17 protein-coding genes and 1 pseudogene are annotated in these 13940 nt (G+C 44.6%); 6 read left to right on the forward strand and 12 right to left on the reverse strand.

The features are described from left to right. The first annotated feature begins 91 nt into the window (after positions 1-91). On the forward strand, positions 92-247 hold the full coding sequence (locus ABLT31_RS35645) for a hypothetical protein (RefSeq protein WP_367760402.1): 156 nt from the start codon (positions 92-94) through the stop codon (positions 245-247). Positions 248-473: 226 nt separating this feature from the next. Here ABLT31_RS35645 and hrpB read toward each other — a convergent pair whose 3' ends face one another. The 3 genes from hrpB to ABLT31_RS35660 all read right to left on the reverse strand — a co-directional run bounded on the left by hrpB (position 474) and on the right by ABLT31_RS35660 (position 4070). Then, the gene (gene hrpB, locus ABLT31_RS35650; protein ID WP_367760403.1) at positions 474-2975 is read right to left on the reverse strand and encodes an ATP-dependent helicase HrpB; all 2502 of its coding nucleotides are present in this window, start codon (positions 2973-2975) and stop codon (positions 474-476) included. Between the two features lie 55 nt (positions 2976-3030). Continuing rightward, entirely contained in the window at positions 3031-3213 is a 183-nt protein-coding gene (locus tag ABLT31_RS35655; protein ID WP_367760404.1) for a hypothetical protein, read from the reverse strand. A 260-nt stretch (positions 3214-3473) separates the two neighbouring features. Beyond that, positions 3474-4070, reverse strand: coding sequence for a GNAT family N-acetyltransferase (locus ABLT31_RS35660; protein ID WP_367760405.1), 597 nt, complete (start codon positions 4068-4070; stop codon positions 3474-3476). Between the two features lie 327 nt (positions 4071-4397). Between ABLT31_RS35660 and ABLT31_RS35665 the strand changes: the two genes are divergently transcribed. Next, the gene (locus tag ABLT31_RS35665; RefSeq protein WP_367760406.1) at positions 4398-4649 is read left to right on the forward strand and encodes a hypothetical protein; all 252 of its coding nucleotides are present in this window, start codon (positions 4398-4400) and stop codon (positions 4647-4649) included. A 50-nt stretch (positions 4650-4699) separates the two neighbouring features. Further along, the gene (locus ABLT31_RS35670) at positions 4700-4897 is read left to right on the forward strand and encodes a hypothetical protein (protein WP_367760407.1); all 198 of its coding nucleotides are present in this window, start codon (positions 4700-4702) and stop codon (positions 4895-4897) included. 207 nt (positions 4898-5104) lie between these two features. Here the strand turns inward: ABLT31_RS35670 and ABLT31_RS35675 are convergent, their stop codons facing one another. The 9 genes and pseudogenes from ABLT31_RS35675 to ABLT31_RS35715 form a co-directional block, all read right to left on the reverse strand. Beyond that, positions 5105-5437, reverse strand: a complete 333-nt coding sequence (locus tag ABLT31_RS35675) for a phosphoribosyl-ATP pyrophosphohydrolase (protein ID WP_367760408.1) — start codon at positions 5435-5437, stop codon at positions 5105-5107. A gap of 122 nt (positions 5438-5559) precedes the next feature. Then, entirely contained in the window at positions 5560-5958 is a 399-nt protein-coding gene (locus tag ABLT31_RS35680) for a PIN domain-containing protein (RefSeq protein WP_367760409.1), read from the reverse strand. After that, the gene (locus ABLT31_RS35685) at positions 5955-6224 is read right to left on the reverse strand and encodes an AbrB/MazE/SpoVT family DNA-binding domain-containing protein (RefSeq protein WP_367760410.1); all 270 of its coding nucleotides are present in this window, start codon (positions 6222-6224) and stop codon (positions 5955-5957) included. Before ABLT31_RS35685 ends, ABLT31_RS35680 begins: the two co-directional genes overlap by 4 nt. A gap of 201 nt (positions 6225-6425) precedes the next feature. Continuing rightward, positions 6426-7190 carry a metal-dependent hydrolase gene (locus ABLT31_RS35690; protein WP_367760411.1) on the reverse strand — a complete coding sequence of 255 codons (765 nt, stop codon included), beginning with the start codon at positions 7188-7190 and terminating at the stop codon, positions 6426-6428. Between the two features lie 319 nt (positions 7191-7509). Then, on the reverse strand, positions 7510-7968 hold the full coding sequence (locus ABLT31_RS35695) for an SgcJ/EcaC family oxidoreductase (RefSeq protein ID WP_462976583.1): 459 nt from the start codon (positions 7966-7968) through the stop codon (positions 7510-7512). Positions 7969-7995: 27 nt separating this feature from the next. Then, complete coding sequence (locus tag ABLT31_RS35700) at positions 7996-8811, reverse strand: class I SAM-dependent methyltransferase (protein WP_367760412.1); 816 nt, start codon at positions 8809-8811, stop codon at positions 7996-7998. 324 nt (positions 8812-9135) lie between these two features. Further along, positions 9136-9669 (reverse strand): MFS transporter, encoded by a 534-nt coding sequence (locus ABLT31_RS35705; RefSeq protein ID WP_367760413.1) that lies wholly within the window; start codon positions 9667-9669, stop codon positions 9136-9138. Positions 9670-9674: 5 nt separating this feature from the next. After that, positions 9675-10001: a hypothetical protein gene (locus ABLT31_RS35710; protein ID WP_367760420.1), complete on the reverse strand. Its 327-nt coding sequence runs from the start codon at positions 9999-10001 to the stop codon at positions 9675-9677. A 9-nt stretch (positions 10002-10010) separates the two neighbouring features. Continuing rightward, positions 10011-10440: pseudogene (locus ABLT31_RS35715) on the reverse strand (MFS transporter); the annotation flags it as partial. A 321-nt stretch (positions 10441-10761) separates the two neighbouring features. Between ABLT31_RS35715 and ABLT31_RS35720 the strand changes: the two are divergent. The 3 genes from ABLT31_RS35720 (at position 10762) to ABLT31_RS35730 (ending at position 13695) form a co-directional block, all read left to right on the forward strand. Next, a complete protein-coding gene (locus tag ABLT31_RS35720) occupies positions 10762-11904 on the forward strand; it encodes an S-layer homology domain-containing protein (RefSeq protein WP_367760414.1) in 1143 nt (380 codons plus the stop codon). Positions 11905-12036: 132 nt separating this feature from the next. Further along, positions 12037-12198 carry a hypothetical protein gene (locus ABLT31_RS35725; protein WP_367760415.1) on the forward strand — a complete coding sequence of 54 codons (162 nt, stop codon included), beginning with the start codon at positions 12037-12039 and terminating at the stop codon, positions 12196-12198. Positions 12199-13134: 936 nt separating this feature from the next. After that, positions 13135-13695, forward strand: coding sequence for a nucleoside/nucleotide kinase family protein (locus ABLT31_RS35730; protein WP_367760416.1), 561 nt, complete (start codon positions 13135-13137; stop codon positions 13693-13695). The last annotated feature ends 245 nt before the right edge of the window (positions 13696-13940 follow it).

The following is a 13940-nucleotide window of genomic DNA, read 5'->3' on the forward strand; positions in this document are numbered from 1 at the left end:
TTATAGTTGTAGGGGATTTGGAAAGTTCTCCAGCACCCTTTGATTAAGTAGCGGCCATTCCGAAATAGCTGTTAATCCTCTGATAATTAGAATGAAGACAAGGGTGTTGAATTTCCTTGAGAATGAAGCGAATTCATTCTCCATTTCAGTTGACAATCAAGTCAGGGGAGCCTTTGCAGCCTTTTTCATCGATTTTATTTTTATCACCAATGACGATTCACTCATTTCCATCCCCCCTCCCCGTTAATACAGGGAGCAGTTAAAAAAGGAAAAAACTCAACAACCTGCCACAAACAATATAGGTCAGATTGGAAAAAATGAATTTTCAGAACTTCAAATGATTCACCTAAATGTTCTTTCAGCTTCAGTAACTCCTCACGGAAAGCGAGCCGCCTAGGATATTCTCCTAACCGAGGGGAGTATCCCCGAGACGAACATGAATGAGCGATCGTTCCGGTTCTGTTTCCTCTTTATCACGGACGCGTCCGGTTCGTTGGTATGGCCTTCGTCGGGTCGTCCGGCCAATAGTGCTTGGGATAGCGTCCTTTCAGGTCCTTTTTGATCTCGAAGTAGGTACTTCGCCAAAAGCTGCCCAGGTCCCGGGTAATTTGAACCGGGCGGCGTGCAGGCGACAACAGATGCAGCGTGAGCGGAATCTTGCCGTGCGCAATCCGGGGGGTATCTTCGAGGCCGAACATTTCCTGTAACCTGACGGCCAGTACCGGCGAAGAAGGGTCACTGTAATCCACAGGGATCTTGGAACCGCTGGGAACCGTAAGATGCGATGGGGCGCTCTCATCCAATTCACGGCGCTGTTCCCAGGGGAGCATTCCTTCCCATATCCTTACGAGATTCAGCTCTTTGAGATCATTCCGGTTTTTCATCCCGTAAAGATGAGGGCCGAGCCAATCCCTAAGCGTGGCCAGTAGGGCCTCATCCGACCAATCCGGCCATCCCGGCACATTCCGGTGCATGAACATCAGTCGCTCTTGAAGCTGGCGCGCCGTTCTTGTCCAGGGCAGAATGTTCAAGCCCTCCGAGGCAATTCCCTCAAGCATGGCCGATAAACACTTTTCCGGATCCGGATGGGCAAGCGGAATATCCTTTAGGATAATTGCACCCAGACGCTCCCGACTTCGGGCGCGTACGGCCTGAACCCCGCGGTCCCAAAAGACGAGCGATTCTTTCTCGATTTCATCCGCAAAATATAACGTAAGATCTTCCGCCGGCACGGGTGAGGCCAACAAGATGCGGCTGTCTGTTCCCTGATCATCCAGTTCCGCCGCCACAAGGAAGGGGCTGTTCGAAAGCCGCTGTACCTGTGTCAACGCCGCTCCCCTGCCGTTGCGGAGAAGGAAGGTCCCTGCTCCCCTGTGCTGGGCTATGCGGTCAGGATAAGCGTAAGCAAGGAGAAGCCCGCATGCGTCCGTAGGTTGTTCTCCGCCCGCATGGATCCCGAAAATCCGCTTCCAATGATCGGCTTCCGCCAGGATTCGTTTGGCAACCGTCAGATCCGCAGGGCCTCCTTCCCCATTCCAGGCCTTTCTGTCCCGAAGGGCCGCTTTCGTTTCATGGAACGCTTCTAGCCGCAACTGAAAGTCCGCATCTGCCGCACCGCGCAATAGGTCACGCTCGTTCAGAAGCGCAGCGATCTCGCAAGCCAAGCCTCCCAGTCCAGCTGGAATCGCCTTTAGAATCATATGAGCCAACCGCGGATGAAGTCCGGACTCCGCTATGGACCTTCCATGGGCTGTCATCCTGCCGTCCTCCCCCAATGCACCCAGATGCATGAGCAATTCGCGGGCCTTGGACAAAGCCGCTTGGGGAGGCGGATCCAGCCAAGCCAGCTCCGCAGGGTCATGGACTCCCCAGGCCGCCAGCTCAAGCGCCAATTGCGACAGGTCGGTCTGCAAGATCTCGGGATTGGCGGACGAGGCAAGCTGCCTGTCCTCCTCCTCGGTCCAGAGGCGATAACACGTCCCCGGTCCCAACCTTCCCGCTCTCCCTCTCCGCTGATCAGCCGATGAGCGGGTGACGGGAATCGTCTCCAACCTCGTCATCCCGGTACGCGGGGAAAACCTGGGGACACGCATCAAGCCGCTGTCAATGACCACCTCCACCCCTTCCACCGTTAGGCTAGTCTCCGCAATAGAGGTCGCCAGAACAACCTTCCGCTCTCCCCCGCGACTGGGGGCGATCGCTTCATCCTGCCATTTCTGCGGTAAATTTCCGAATAGCGGTGCGATCCGAATGTTTTTTCCCAACTCCTGCTCCCTTAAGCGGGCTTCCACTCTCCTGATTTCCCCGGCACCCGGCAAAAATACCAGAATATCCCCCCGGTGCCTCCCCAGAGTCTCCCCAATTTTTCGCACGACAGCAGGCTCCATCGGCCCTTGGATTCGCCGGTCCAGATAATGCGTATTAACCGGGAAACTGCGGCCCTCGCTAATGATGACAGGCGCATCCTTTAGCAGTTTGGCAACGGGCTCGGCTTCTAAGGTTGCCGACATCACCAGGATTCTCAGATCTTCTCGCAGCACGGCCTGGGATTGCAGGCAAAACGCCAGCCCCAGATCTGCTTGCAGGCTTCGCTCGTGGAATTCGTCAAAGATCACGGCTCCGACATCCTCTAAAGCCGGGTCGGCCTGCAGCATCCGGGTAAGGACTCCTTCGGTAATGACTTCGACCCTTGTCTTGGCACTCACCCGGGTGTCTAGCCTGACTCGATACCCTACCGTTTCCCCCACTTGTTCCCCTAGTAGAGATGCCATATAGCACGCAGCGGATCTTGCGGCTAATCGACGCGGTTCCAGCATAAGAATCCGCCTTCCATTAAACCACGGCTCTTCCAGAAGCGCCAGCGGAACCCGGGTGGTTTTCCCCGCTCCCGGAGCAGCAATAAGGACGGCGTTTACACCGGAACGAAGCACTTCTTTAAGTTCCGGCAGAACCCCTTCAATCGGCAGCTTTGACATGACCATCACTCCATCGAATAGCAAATTTCTTCAACCCGTCCAATCCATGAAGATATTATACCAGACAAACTCCCGCCACGCGCTTTACCGTGATTCCAAAAAGCATCATCATTTCCCTTTCCGCTTCTTCTTTTTCGGCTTTTTGCCCGGTCGGGGTTTTAGGAGCTTGTCCAAATGCTTGGTCCCGGTAGGAATTGTGTCTGTTATAAAGAGGTACAGGAGAATGAGATGAAATCACAAATGACCGGAAGCCAATAAAGGTACCGATTATTTCCTTGGAAAGCCTGCCAGCGTTTGATCCTAATATGCCAGAATGGTAGAAACAAGCTAAGCTGTGAAGCATCAACCACTGGGGAGGTCAGAAATGGCAAAAAGATGAGGACCTATGCCAATTGAACTCCTTTTCAGAACCAATATTCCTAGGCGCTCTTATGGAACCTCAATCCAACTCAAATAAAATGTATAGAAGCCCTCCCAGAATCGGAAGGGCTCAACATGCTATCCTACATGTTTTTTCCAAAAGACCATCTTATTGCTCGCTTTTTCCACTTGTCCATTGGCTTGAACGGTCGGATATGTAAAATCGGCAGTGATCTCCAATTTTTCATATCCCATATAAACCCAGAAGTCTTCTGGGGACTTGTAATCCTTGGGTCTAAGCGGATGATCCTCTTCCCTGACCACGGCCATGAAACAAACTTCTGTATACCCTGCACTACGTGCGTATTCTTCCCTCATCTTATAAATGTCTCGGCCTATGCCTTTTTTGCGATATTCCGGCAATAGAATCGTCTCGCCGAAATAATAAAAATGGTTGGAATCCAATCCGATTTTTGCTAATTGTTCGGCAATGGCTTCACCTAAGAATTTTTCAAGGGGAATGCCGGAAGATATTCCAATGACTTTATCATCATCTTTTGCAATAACCAACAACGCCTTTTCGTTCTTCGTATAATGTTGAATATACCCTTTTTCACGCTCAAGGTCTCCAACGTACAAGTATGGAAACTCTCTAAAATCCTTCACCCGAAACAACGCGAGCTGTTCAATATAGCGTTCAATTTCTTGTCCGTGCAGCATTTCTAATGTAATCATGAGTCACTGTCTCCTTTTTCATCCCAATAATACTTAAAGTTAACTATAAGGAAAATAAGCCCGGACATCAATTAAATTATCTAAATCTCTCGGATATCCTATCCTGCTCGTTCAGGGCAGAAAGTTCCTGATGCCCCTTTTGGATCACTCTGCTGGAGCTTGTACATCTTCTATTCTACATGACTAACCTAGCGAATCACTGTGTACAAAATGAACATCAACGTGATTCTCCTTAGCTGTCAGGGATTTGGCTTGAAGACCTGGAACGATCAACCGATCCAGGAGTGGCGTATTACCTATGGGATGTCTTGGAATCAAGGTTAAATCGTGTACTATCTAGAAGCAAGGACGGATCCGAATACGGGAAAAAGAATGTACAATCGCCATATCAAAACGAATAGCTCGATCATCGATTCACGTAGAGAGGGTTATCCGGTGCTCGTCTTTCTTCGATACAAGAAAGGGGATCCTTTCCGGTTTGAAGGCGAGTTTCAATATGAAAGAACAATCGTGGAGTCTACCGGTGATGAATATTTTGAATTAAGGCGAAACCCTCAGGAAGAGATCCGGATTCCCTAATTCCTAGAGACACAACTCTACTTCACCTGGTTTCAGATGAAGGGAAAAAAGTGATAAAACCCATATGGCCAGAGAACGCAATCCTAAAATCATCAAAAGCGGCCATCAAACGAGAAAAACAATTATATGGAAAAGTAGTTTGCCTAGTCTGCGGATTTGATTTCGAAGCCACCTATGGGGCTCATGGTAAGGACTTTATTGAAGGCCATCACAGCTACCCCTCTCTGAGTCCGGGGATCGTGGGGTAAAGACAAGAGTCAAGGACATTGCTCTTTTATGTTCCAACTGCCATCGGATGATCCATCGCAAAAAAGAATGGCTTACTGTAGCGCAATTGAAAGATATGCTTATGAATAGCAAAAAACAATAGGTGGGCAGATTTAAAGCGGATGTAGCTTTATGCCAATAAGGACTAGCCAACTTCATTGGATATCGTTGTTTTAATAGAAGACGTGTTAAATCTCGTCCTCTTCCACGTCAATAAGGAATAATCGTTCCTGGAAGCCTCCCCTCTTTTCTGCTTTTTCCATACGTATCACCTCTAGCTGGTTAGGCGTTGACTCATGGACGGCAGTTAAAGCATGAATGACTTCTAATAAATCTGCCAATTCCTCTAATGAATCTTTGTCCGATGTTGCGCTCAAATATTCCGCCAATTCCTCTCGCATTTTCTTCTGGAGTTCTGTTTTATATTCTTGTTCTTCTAATATTCGCGTCGTATATTTCTTCCCCGTTGCTTCTATAATTTCGGGAATTCGATCACGAACGAGCTTTTTATAAACGGGCATAAGACATCTCCTACCGTAGTTTGATTACCCATAGTATAACAAAAGCCTGACATCATGGTCAGACTTAGAGTAATCTTGTTTAATTCGATTCTTATGATATGCCTAATTCTTATTCCCGCCACCTAAAGTTCAAGGCTGTTAATACCCATCTTATTAAAATCTTTTCTATTAAATGTAGCCACCATAGTTCCAGTATGTTCAGCTAAAGAAGCTAAATAAGCATCTGCGAAATCCGTATTGTATCTGGAATAATTAGACAAGGCTTGAAGCAGTACGTCTTTGTTATCAACCTCGCAATGCTCTATCACTTTAGTTAACCATTCCGCAATGTCTGACCTCGAATAACCATAATATTTTCCGCTTAAAACATACACACATTCAGCGATGACTATAGAATCAAGGATGAAAGACAACTCGTTGTTTGTCATTTTCTCAAACAATATTCTAGCTCGTGGAGAGTGTTCAGGATGATCGTTGGCAAGAAACCGAATAATAATATTAGTGTCTAAAATCTCTTTCATTTATTGCTCTCCTTGATTTCGTGTTTCCATCGATCCTCAAGAGACTCGGTTAATACTTGCTTGAAATTGGTGGTATCTTGCTTTGGTTTGGCAACACCAAACAAATCAAGGATAGCTTTTTTCTTTACGACTTCAATTTTTGTCTCTCCATTGTCTTCCATTATAAATCGAATGGTGTCGCCCTCCTCAATACCAAGTGTCTTGCGAACTTCTATAGGAATAACCACTTGACCCTTGCTTGATATCTTGCTCGTCGAAGTAAGCATAACACCACCACCTTAGACTATTTTCTTACTTAAATTATATTCTTACCTTATACAATAGTAAAGAAACAACGATGTTAATTTTTAAGGCCAAAAGGTTGAGATGTCCGGTTTTCGCAAAGCTCTTCGGAACTCGCTCCGATCACAGCGGAATAGCTTCGCAAAAAAGCCAGCAAAAAAATAAAAGACAGATTTCACTCTGTCTTATAAATCACCCATCGCAATCACTTTCACCACTGGATGGTTTAGGATACCATCCAATTTTCCAGTTATTAACAAAATCCCTATAAAAGCTACAATAGTGGCGCCAATGATTCCCCATTGTAACCAGAGTTGATTCGAATGCATAATCTTAAATCCAAAATTCTTATCGATAATAGGATAAAATAATTTCACACCGCTAACGGTAAACATATCCGCAACAATATGAGAGATATAACCTGCCATACCTGCAATTAAAGCGCCCTTTACCCCGGCTTGCTCTGCACCATGGAAGATAAAGTACATAGCCATCAAGGCCCAAATGCTATGAGTCCATGTGCGATGAGCGGTATGTGGAGCAATGGCAATAAAGACCGCTAATCCTGTTACCCAATATTGATGATAATAGATTCCTGTAAAGCCAATTACACCGGCAATCACATTGAAAAATGCTTTCTTTGCTTGGGTAGGACTCATTAATAGGCCGATCATTACTATAACAACACTAGCTAATGTACTAAGTGAGAAGGAACTAGAATGCATAAAATGATAAACCGTACTTGCTAACCCCATAATAATAAGGGCTATCTTCGTTCTTAAAGGATTGCCGGAAAGTTTATTTCTTACCTTACTGCCTGTATCAAAATCCGCAAAAGATGTTGCGATAGTAGAAATCGCAATCATTTGGAGATCAATTGTACCTGTAGTCATGACACTGGCAAATGTACCAAAGCTTGCCCCCATAACAGCATGACCTGGACCATTCAATGATGTTCACCTCCTTGATTTTTCCGCCAAATCATAGCTTGATTGCCTCTTATGGCAAATTCCTACAATATAATACGGCTTATTTCTACTTTTGTTGCTTTTTTCATTTCAAATATATCTTTTTGATAAACTTCTGGTCTTAAAAATATGCACACTTGTTCAAAACTCCGCTATTAAACTATGAAAACATAACCCTTCTTAAATATCTTAGATCACGTGGTTCAAAAAAGAAAAACCTTCTCCATTATAGAGAAGGAACGAAAGGGATATATTCTTCCGATATTATTTCTAATTATTTAAGCCGCCTGTTTGGTCACTGTTATTTAACGAGCTGCCTTAACTCTTCGGTCATTTGATCGACTAACTCAGGTCTTCCATGAAACTGAGCTGGCGTATTCTGAAACAACTCGATTTGCCATTGTTCATCTTTCTTCACAGCCATAAGGGTTTGATGAGCGTTCAGCTCAGGCACAAGGTCTGATTTCCCGTGGGGAATCATGCCTACAATTGCCCGCAAGATGGCGATATCCGCACTCAACATTCGGATGTCCTTAACAATGCTTACAAATGGAGGTGTGGGGTGGCTGGCAAAGATGGGTGTAAGGTGTGATAAGATTTCTTCCCGTCCAATCGCTTGACTCCCATCAAATCCGATAAGTTCACCCTCCTCCATAAATGGTTCAGCCATTCGTACGGCATCTCGATGGTTCCATGCATCTATGAGCTTTTGATATAATGTTTGAATTTCATTTGAAGCAGTCAACGTGATTCCTCCCATAGAATAATGTTTTAATATTTTCTTGCTCTATCGTACCCGTAATATGTGGGTAGAATATTCATTCGTTTCAACGACAAAGGATTTATTTGATGAAATCAACACTTCTTCGATAAAGGATAGACCCGGTGCGTAGATGAAGCTTCCACCCATCTTTAGCGAATGTAAGATTTCCATATACTTGCTCGCATACATTTCAACATTGCCATCGGATTTTAAGTGATGATGAATAAAATGGTTGGAAAAAGCCATGTGCGAAATGACGGTTCCCCAAGTGTTGTTTTTAAAGGGACATTCCAGCCAGCCCATCTTAAATAAGTAATCCTTTGGATCGACATTCCGATCCACTCCAAAGGCTTCTATTCCGTTTTCTCTTAGGAAATGGACTAAACTCGCTTTTGAACCGCAGCCTATATCTAACACAGGTTGTTTTATCATTTGTAAACGGACATTTAATAATTTCATTTGAAAATCAGGACGATATTCCGTACATTTGATCTTCAATAAATCGGCATTTTCCCTATACTTTTTAAATATTTCCGTCCCGTTCGATTCGATTAAGAAGCTTTGTAAATTTTTATAGTGCAGCGTAAACAAACCATCTAGATCGCTTTCTGAAATGTTTTCTCGATTTCCTAAGATACAAATTCGCTCCAGCAAATCCCCGTAGAGTTCCTGGAGCTTGCGATGATCCTCACGATTAAAATCTAAATACTGATTGACTTCCAAAAATAATTGGATGGATTGATCAGCAAGATATTTTAGCAGGTGTTCAGATGTACCTTCTTGTTTGGCAGACTGAATAAACTTTGCTATGTCTGCTGCTTTATGTAGGAATAAATCCATGGTTTCCTTAGAAGGATTAATAACAATTTTCCTTCAGCTAACTCATAAAAAAGACTCTTATTTCGATTGTGTAGAATTTGGTTTTTTATCGCATCCTGAAAGTCCGTAAAGGTGAACATTTTCAGTCACTGCCTTTCCAGCAAGCAAATGTCATATTCTACACATCCATTCTTCGGTGATGTCATCTTCGTTCCATAGTAAAAGGAGCAGCCATGACGACCGCTCCTCACTCATTACCTCTTTAATGTCACCCTAAAGGGTTCGTGAGGTAATCATAGGCTTTAACCGTAGTTCCGCTGGACTTTTGTTCCCTTTACAACGGCTCTAAGAAACCTTTTTCCTCCCTTCATCCTGCTGCTTTCGCTGAGTTGGAAAAGTAAAGGAGAAAACAGCCAAACTGATCAGGATAATGGCGAGAAAGACCAAATACAGGTTACTGTTAACTGCCCCTTCTTCGAAAAAGGCCCATGGATTCAAACGGGCTCCAGCACCTGAATCGTCCAAAATCTTCCCTGCAATGGTGGACCTGAATGCCCCAGCCATAAAAAAGAAGAGATTGTAGATCCCCATTCCAACGCCAATCTGCTCTCGTGCAAGGGTATGGGAGACGCTGTTCGCTAAAGAGGACTGTATGGTGGAAAATCCGAGATAACAGATAACCAGCACAACGGCTATAATCCAGGAAGGAGAGCCGGCAAATACGGACAACCCGAAATAGCCAACAAGGAGTAAACCTAGCCCTAGCTTTACGATAGGGATGCTTCCGACACGGTCGGCCAATCGGCCGCTCACGGTGCCAAATACGGCAGCGCTCATGGCCCCAGGAAACATGATCATGCCGATAGCTGCACTATCCAATTGATTCACTCCTGAAGCATCATCGGAATCAAAAACATCATGCCAAAAACCGTTCCTATCGTCAGGAAACCGGTCACTACGCCATTTCGGTAACGGGAGTTCAAGAATAAAGAGGGTTGGACAAATGGGTCTTTCGCTCTCCGGATATGGATGACAAACAACCCTAGAAGAAGAACGCCCAACAGTAGGTAGAACCAGCGCAATTGCGAAAAATACAAGAGGATTCCTGCAACGCCCAGACCCAAATAAATCGCGCCCAATATATCAAAAGCGGCTTGCGTGTTCCGTTCTTCATCTGGCAGCTCTTTTCGAAGAAAAGCGATAGCAGCCAACGATAGCAATGAAATGAGAAATAAGTACCTCCAATGCAGCGCGCCTGTAAGGAATCCCCCGACAATCGGACCGATCCCCGAAGCGAACGCGACTGTTGAAGCCACCATTCCCAGAACCTTGCCTCTGGACTGAGGCGGAAAATAACGCGTCGCCGTAATCATCCCCAAGGCAGTCGCTGCCCCCATCGCTTGAATCAAGCGAGAAAGAATGAGCATCCCGTACCATTAAAAAACCTAGCAATGACCCTGCATTAAATAGGATGAGTCCAATCGTAATGAGATTTTTCACAGGATAAATGTCCGTCAGCTTTCCATAGGTTACGGAACCAATCGCAAAAAACACAATATACCCGGCGATCACCCAGCTCACTTCAGAAGGCAGCAAATGAAATTGCTCAGCAATCGCAGGAACCGCAACGTTAAACATCGTACCATTCATCACGGAAAAAAAGATGATAAAGCTTAACAAAGGAATCAGTCGATTCGCATTCAGTTATTTTCTCTCCATTCTACTAGATGTTTTGTTTAATTTTACCATTTCTCCCTAAATCCATGTACCTTCGAATGTGCACCGGTGCCTGTTCTTTCTCCCCGCACCGATCATCTGCTGAATTCGAAATCTAAAGGAGGTATCGCTTACAAATTTTTATTTTGAAATTTTTAATATTACCCCTATAAACCAAAAGAACCCTACGTATTGGTAATTAATTACATTTTTTCTATAAAACGTTAATAAAAGGATAAAAGGGAGGAACAATATTTGACCACTTTGATTAAAAAGATAACCTATGGTCTTGCTTCAACTGCACTGGCCGGAACATTCCTATTTCTTCCTCAAGGTATAAACACTGTTCACGCTAAATCCTCAAATGCAGCTTCCGTACAACACGTCCAGTTGATTTCTGATCAACAAACGGTAGGATCCGGAGGCTATATTTCCTATCATCTCCTTTATCATCATGTCGAGAACAAAAATGCTTCCCATACCTGGTTAAAAGTCAAAGTACCTCAAGGGCTTGAAATTGATCAAGATGATCTAAAAGGAGCTAAATGGGATAAAGCGACCCGTACACTCCTATGGGATCTAAAAGCCCATAGTAAAGGAAAAGGTGACGATAGAGACGCTGACAAAGGGTCCGGGGTCATTCATTTTAAACTGAAGGTCAAGGGAGATGTCCCTGTCGGTACACGGTACGATTTATATGGCATCCTGGAACAAGACGGAAAGGTGATCTTTAAAACTCCAAATGTAAACATTCAAACGGGTACCGAAATCCATCAACCATTTTTTACTGGGTACCCAGACGGTAAGTTTCATCCGCAATCCTCCATCACAAGAGCTGAAGTAGCTGCTGTCGTGGCTCGAATTAAAAATCTAAAAGACAGCTCCTCTCACACCCGGTATTCGGATGTACCGCAAAGCCACTGGGCCTATAAAGTGATCCATCAAGTGACCAACGCGGGATATATGAAGGGTTATCGCGGCGAATTCAACCCTGATGAGCCTATTTCTCGAGCAGAACTGACCTCTTTAATTCTCCGTATTCGCGGAATTGAAGCGATTGACCTCAATACATTTGAAGACTCCAATAAGCATTGGGCCAAGAAGGATATAGCGACAGCCAAAGCCTTAAAATACATTAGTGGTACGGATGACAAAAATTTTGATCCAGACGGGTCTACGGAGCGTCAAGTGGCCGCAAAATTATTTGATATTGCCCTCTTCCGCGGTCCTTTACTGGACGGTAAGATCCCGGTTAAACAACATTTTCCTGATGTAGATCCAGACGATTGGGCATTCCCATGGGTTGAGGAAGCTTCCGTAGAAGCTCATGAATCCGTTCACAAGGGCAACGGTGAACAGCTGATTCGATACCTCCCCAATCAAACCCGTTCATTTTAAAGAATGAAGAGTGCCTCATCATAAGAGATGAGGTACTTTTTTTGGCTATGAAAAAAAGAGTCCGTGCCTGATCTTGCGAGCCAACACCTATCAAGATGATTAGCTATCTAAATGATTCTAGGAGGAACTTGTATGAGGAAGTTATGGGAAGTCACCGTTATCTTAATCAATCAGAAGAAGACGACATTGAGATTCTATGCTCCTTCATCTAAAATATTGATTCAGCAATTACTTCGAAAGCGTGGAGATTTATTAGAACATGCTTCCTCCTTGGAATGGAAGGAAATCATATAACAAGTTCAGTATTTGAGTGACATCCTCTCCTCATTTGAAATGAGGAGCTTCCTTGTGGAAGTTCGGAGGCGACTCGCTCAAGCAGAGGCATGTACATGCCCGTTGTTCCATTTCTGACCTGCTCTCATCACGGACGCCATAGCTCAAGTCACTTGAGCCTCCTATGTCGGATTGTACCGCATAGACACTTGGTCTATTACCGCCAAGCTCGTGTGAATTCTCTCATGCTGTGGTTGAAATGATGCGCAGCACCCGATTCCCACAGCCACAGGAATCATTTTACGTGGTAGCTGTATTCCCTACCACAACCCTTATGATTCAGTTATCAAAGAACAAATGTTCTTAAGGAGATTATACCATGTTTTGTCTTGCCATCCCACAAGGGGATTTCGACAAAAGCGGACTCTCATCCCCTCATTGAAATGAGAGGCATTCCCGTCCGCAAATCGTAAATGGCATAAGACAACCCGCGAAAAACGAGACTGTTGATTCATCGAGTGTCTCGGAAACTTGCTATATTATTCAGCGAACAATTAGAAATAATATGGGAGGAATCAAAACGATTTCTCCCTCTTGTAAATCTTCAAAAAAAGGCCCCCACTCCCATGGGGACTTTTCACCTTGTTATTTAAGCATCAGCACCTTTTTTCTTTTTCTTCTTCAAAATACTCGTGCTAGCTGGCACGTTTCGCAGTGGAGAGACCCTCATGCAGATCCCGCAATTGGAGTTTTCAACAAAGTACTGGGAACAGGAACGGACATCGTGTTGGTCAAGGCTTTAAGAAAAGACATTTTCAAGCATGCTGTACATTACAACAACGTTTTAAAGAGTTGATAAAAACAAGCGTGACAAGCACAATAGACATATACTGAAAAAAACTTAACCAGGCCGAACATCTAAAAACCTTTCTAATATCAATGAAAGGGTGTATGAAGATGAAGGAGTTACCCCATTTCGCGATCACAGGCAAGAAACGGGCGGGGAAGGACGTCGTCGTGGCTTATCTCGTTCAAAAACATGGCTATACCCGCGTGGCATTAGCGGACGGCATCAGAAAGTTAGACTCAGAGTTATCCGGGGAAGCTGCCGGATCGATCAAGAATAATTGGCGTTTACAGGAACTAGGAAGGGTCATGCGGGAACTTTATGGGCGTGACTTCTGGATACGTCAGACGATCCAAAACATGCGTGAGAAGCTTCAGGAAAATCCTGAGATCACTTTTGCCGTCTCGGATATGCGGTTCCCCTTGGAAGCTGAAACGTATAGAGAAGAAGGCTTTGTTCTCATTCGGATCAATGCTTCGGAGGATACTCGGATACGGCGTATGAAAGCTCTTGGAGAAGAAGTGAACGAAAAGATCTTGAATCACGAAACAGAAATGCATGTAGACTCTTTGAAGGTTGATTACGAGATCGATAATAACGGGTCAGAAGAAGCATTGTTTGCTCAAATCGATCGGATGGTCCAAGCGATCCTAAATAAAAGAACCGGATAACAACCGGTTCTTTTTTCTATGAAATTTATCACGTTGTTTTTAGACCAGTCATGTGGATGAATACATCACATACTACAATTTACAATTCTGAGCGCTACCTAACGCACCCTTTACCCCGGCTTGCTCAGCACCAAGAAAGATAAAGTACATGGCAATCACAGCCCAAATCCTCCGTCAAGAAAGTGGACACTTAAATAAGGCATTTTATGATGCCTTTTTGAAATGTTGTTCATAGCGAACAGGAG

This window comes from Ammoniphilus soli (assembly GCF_040813775.1).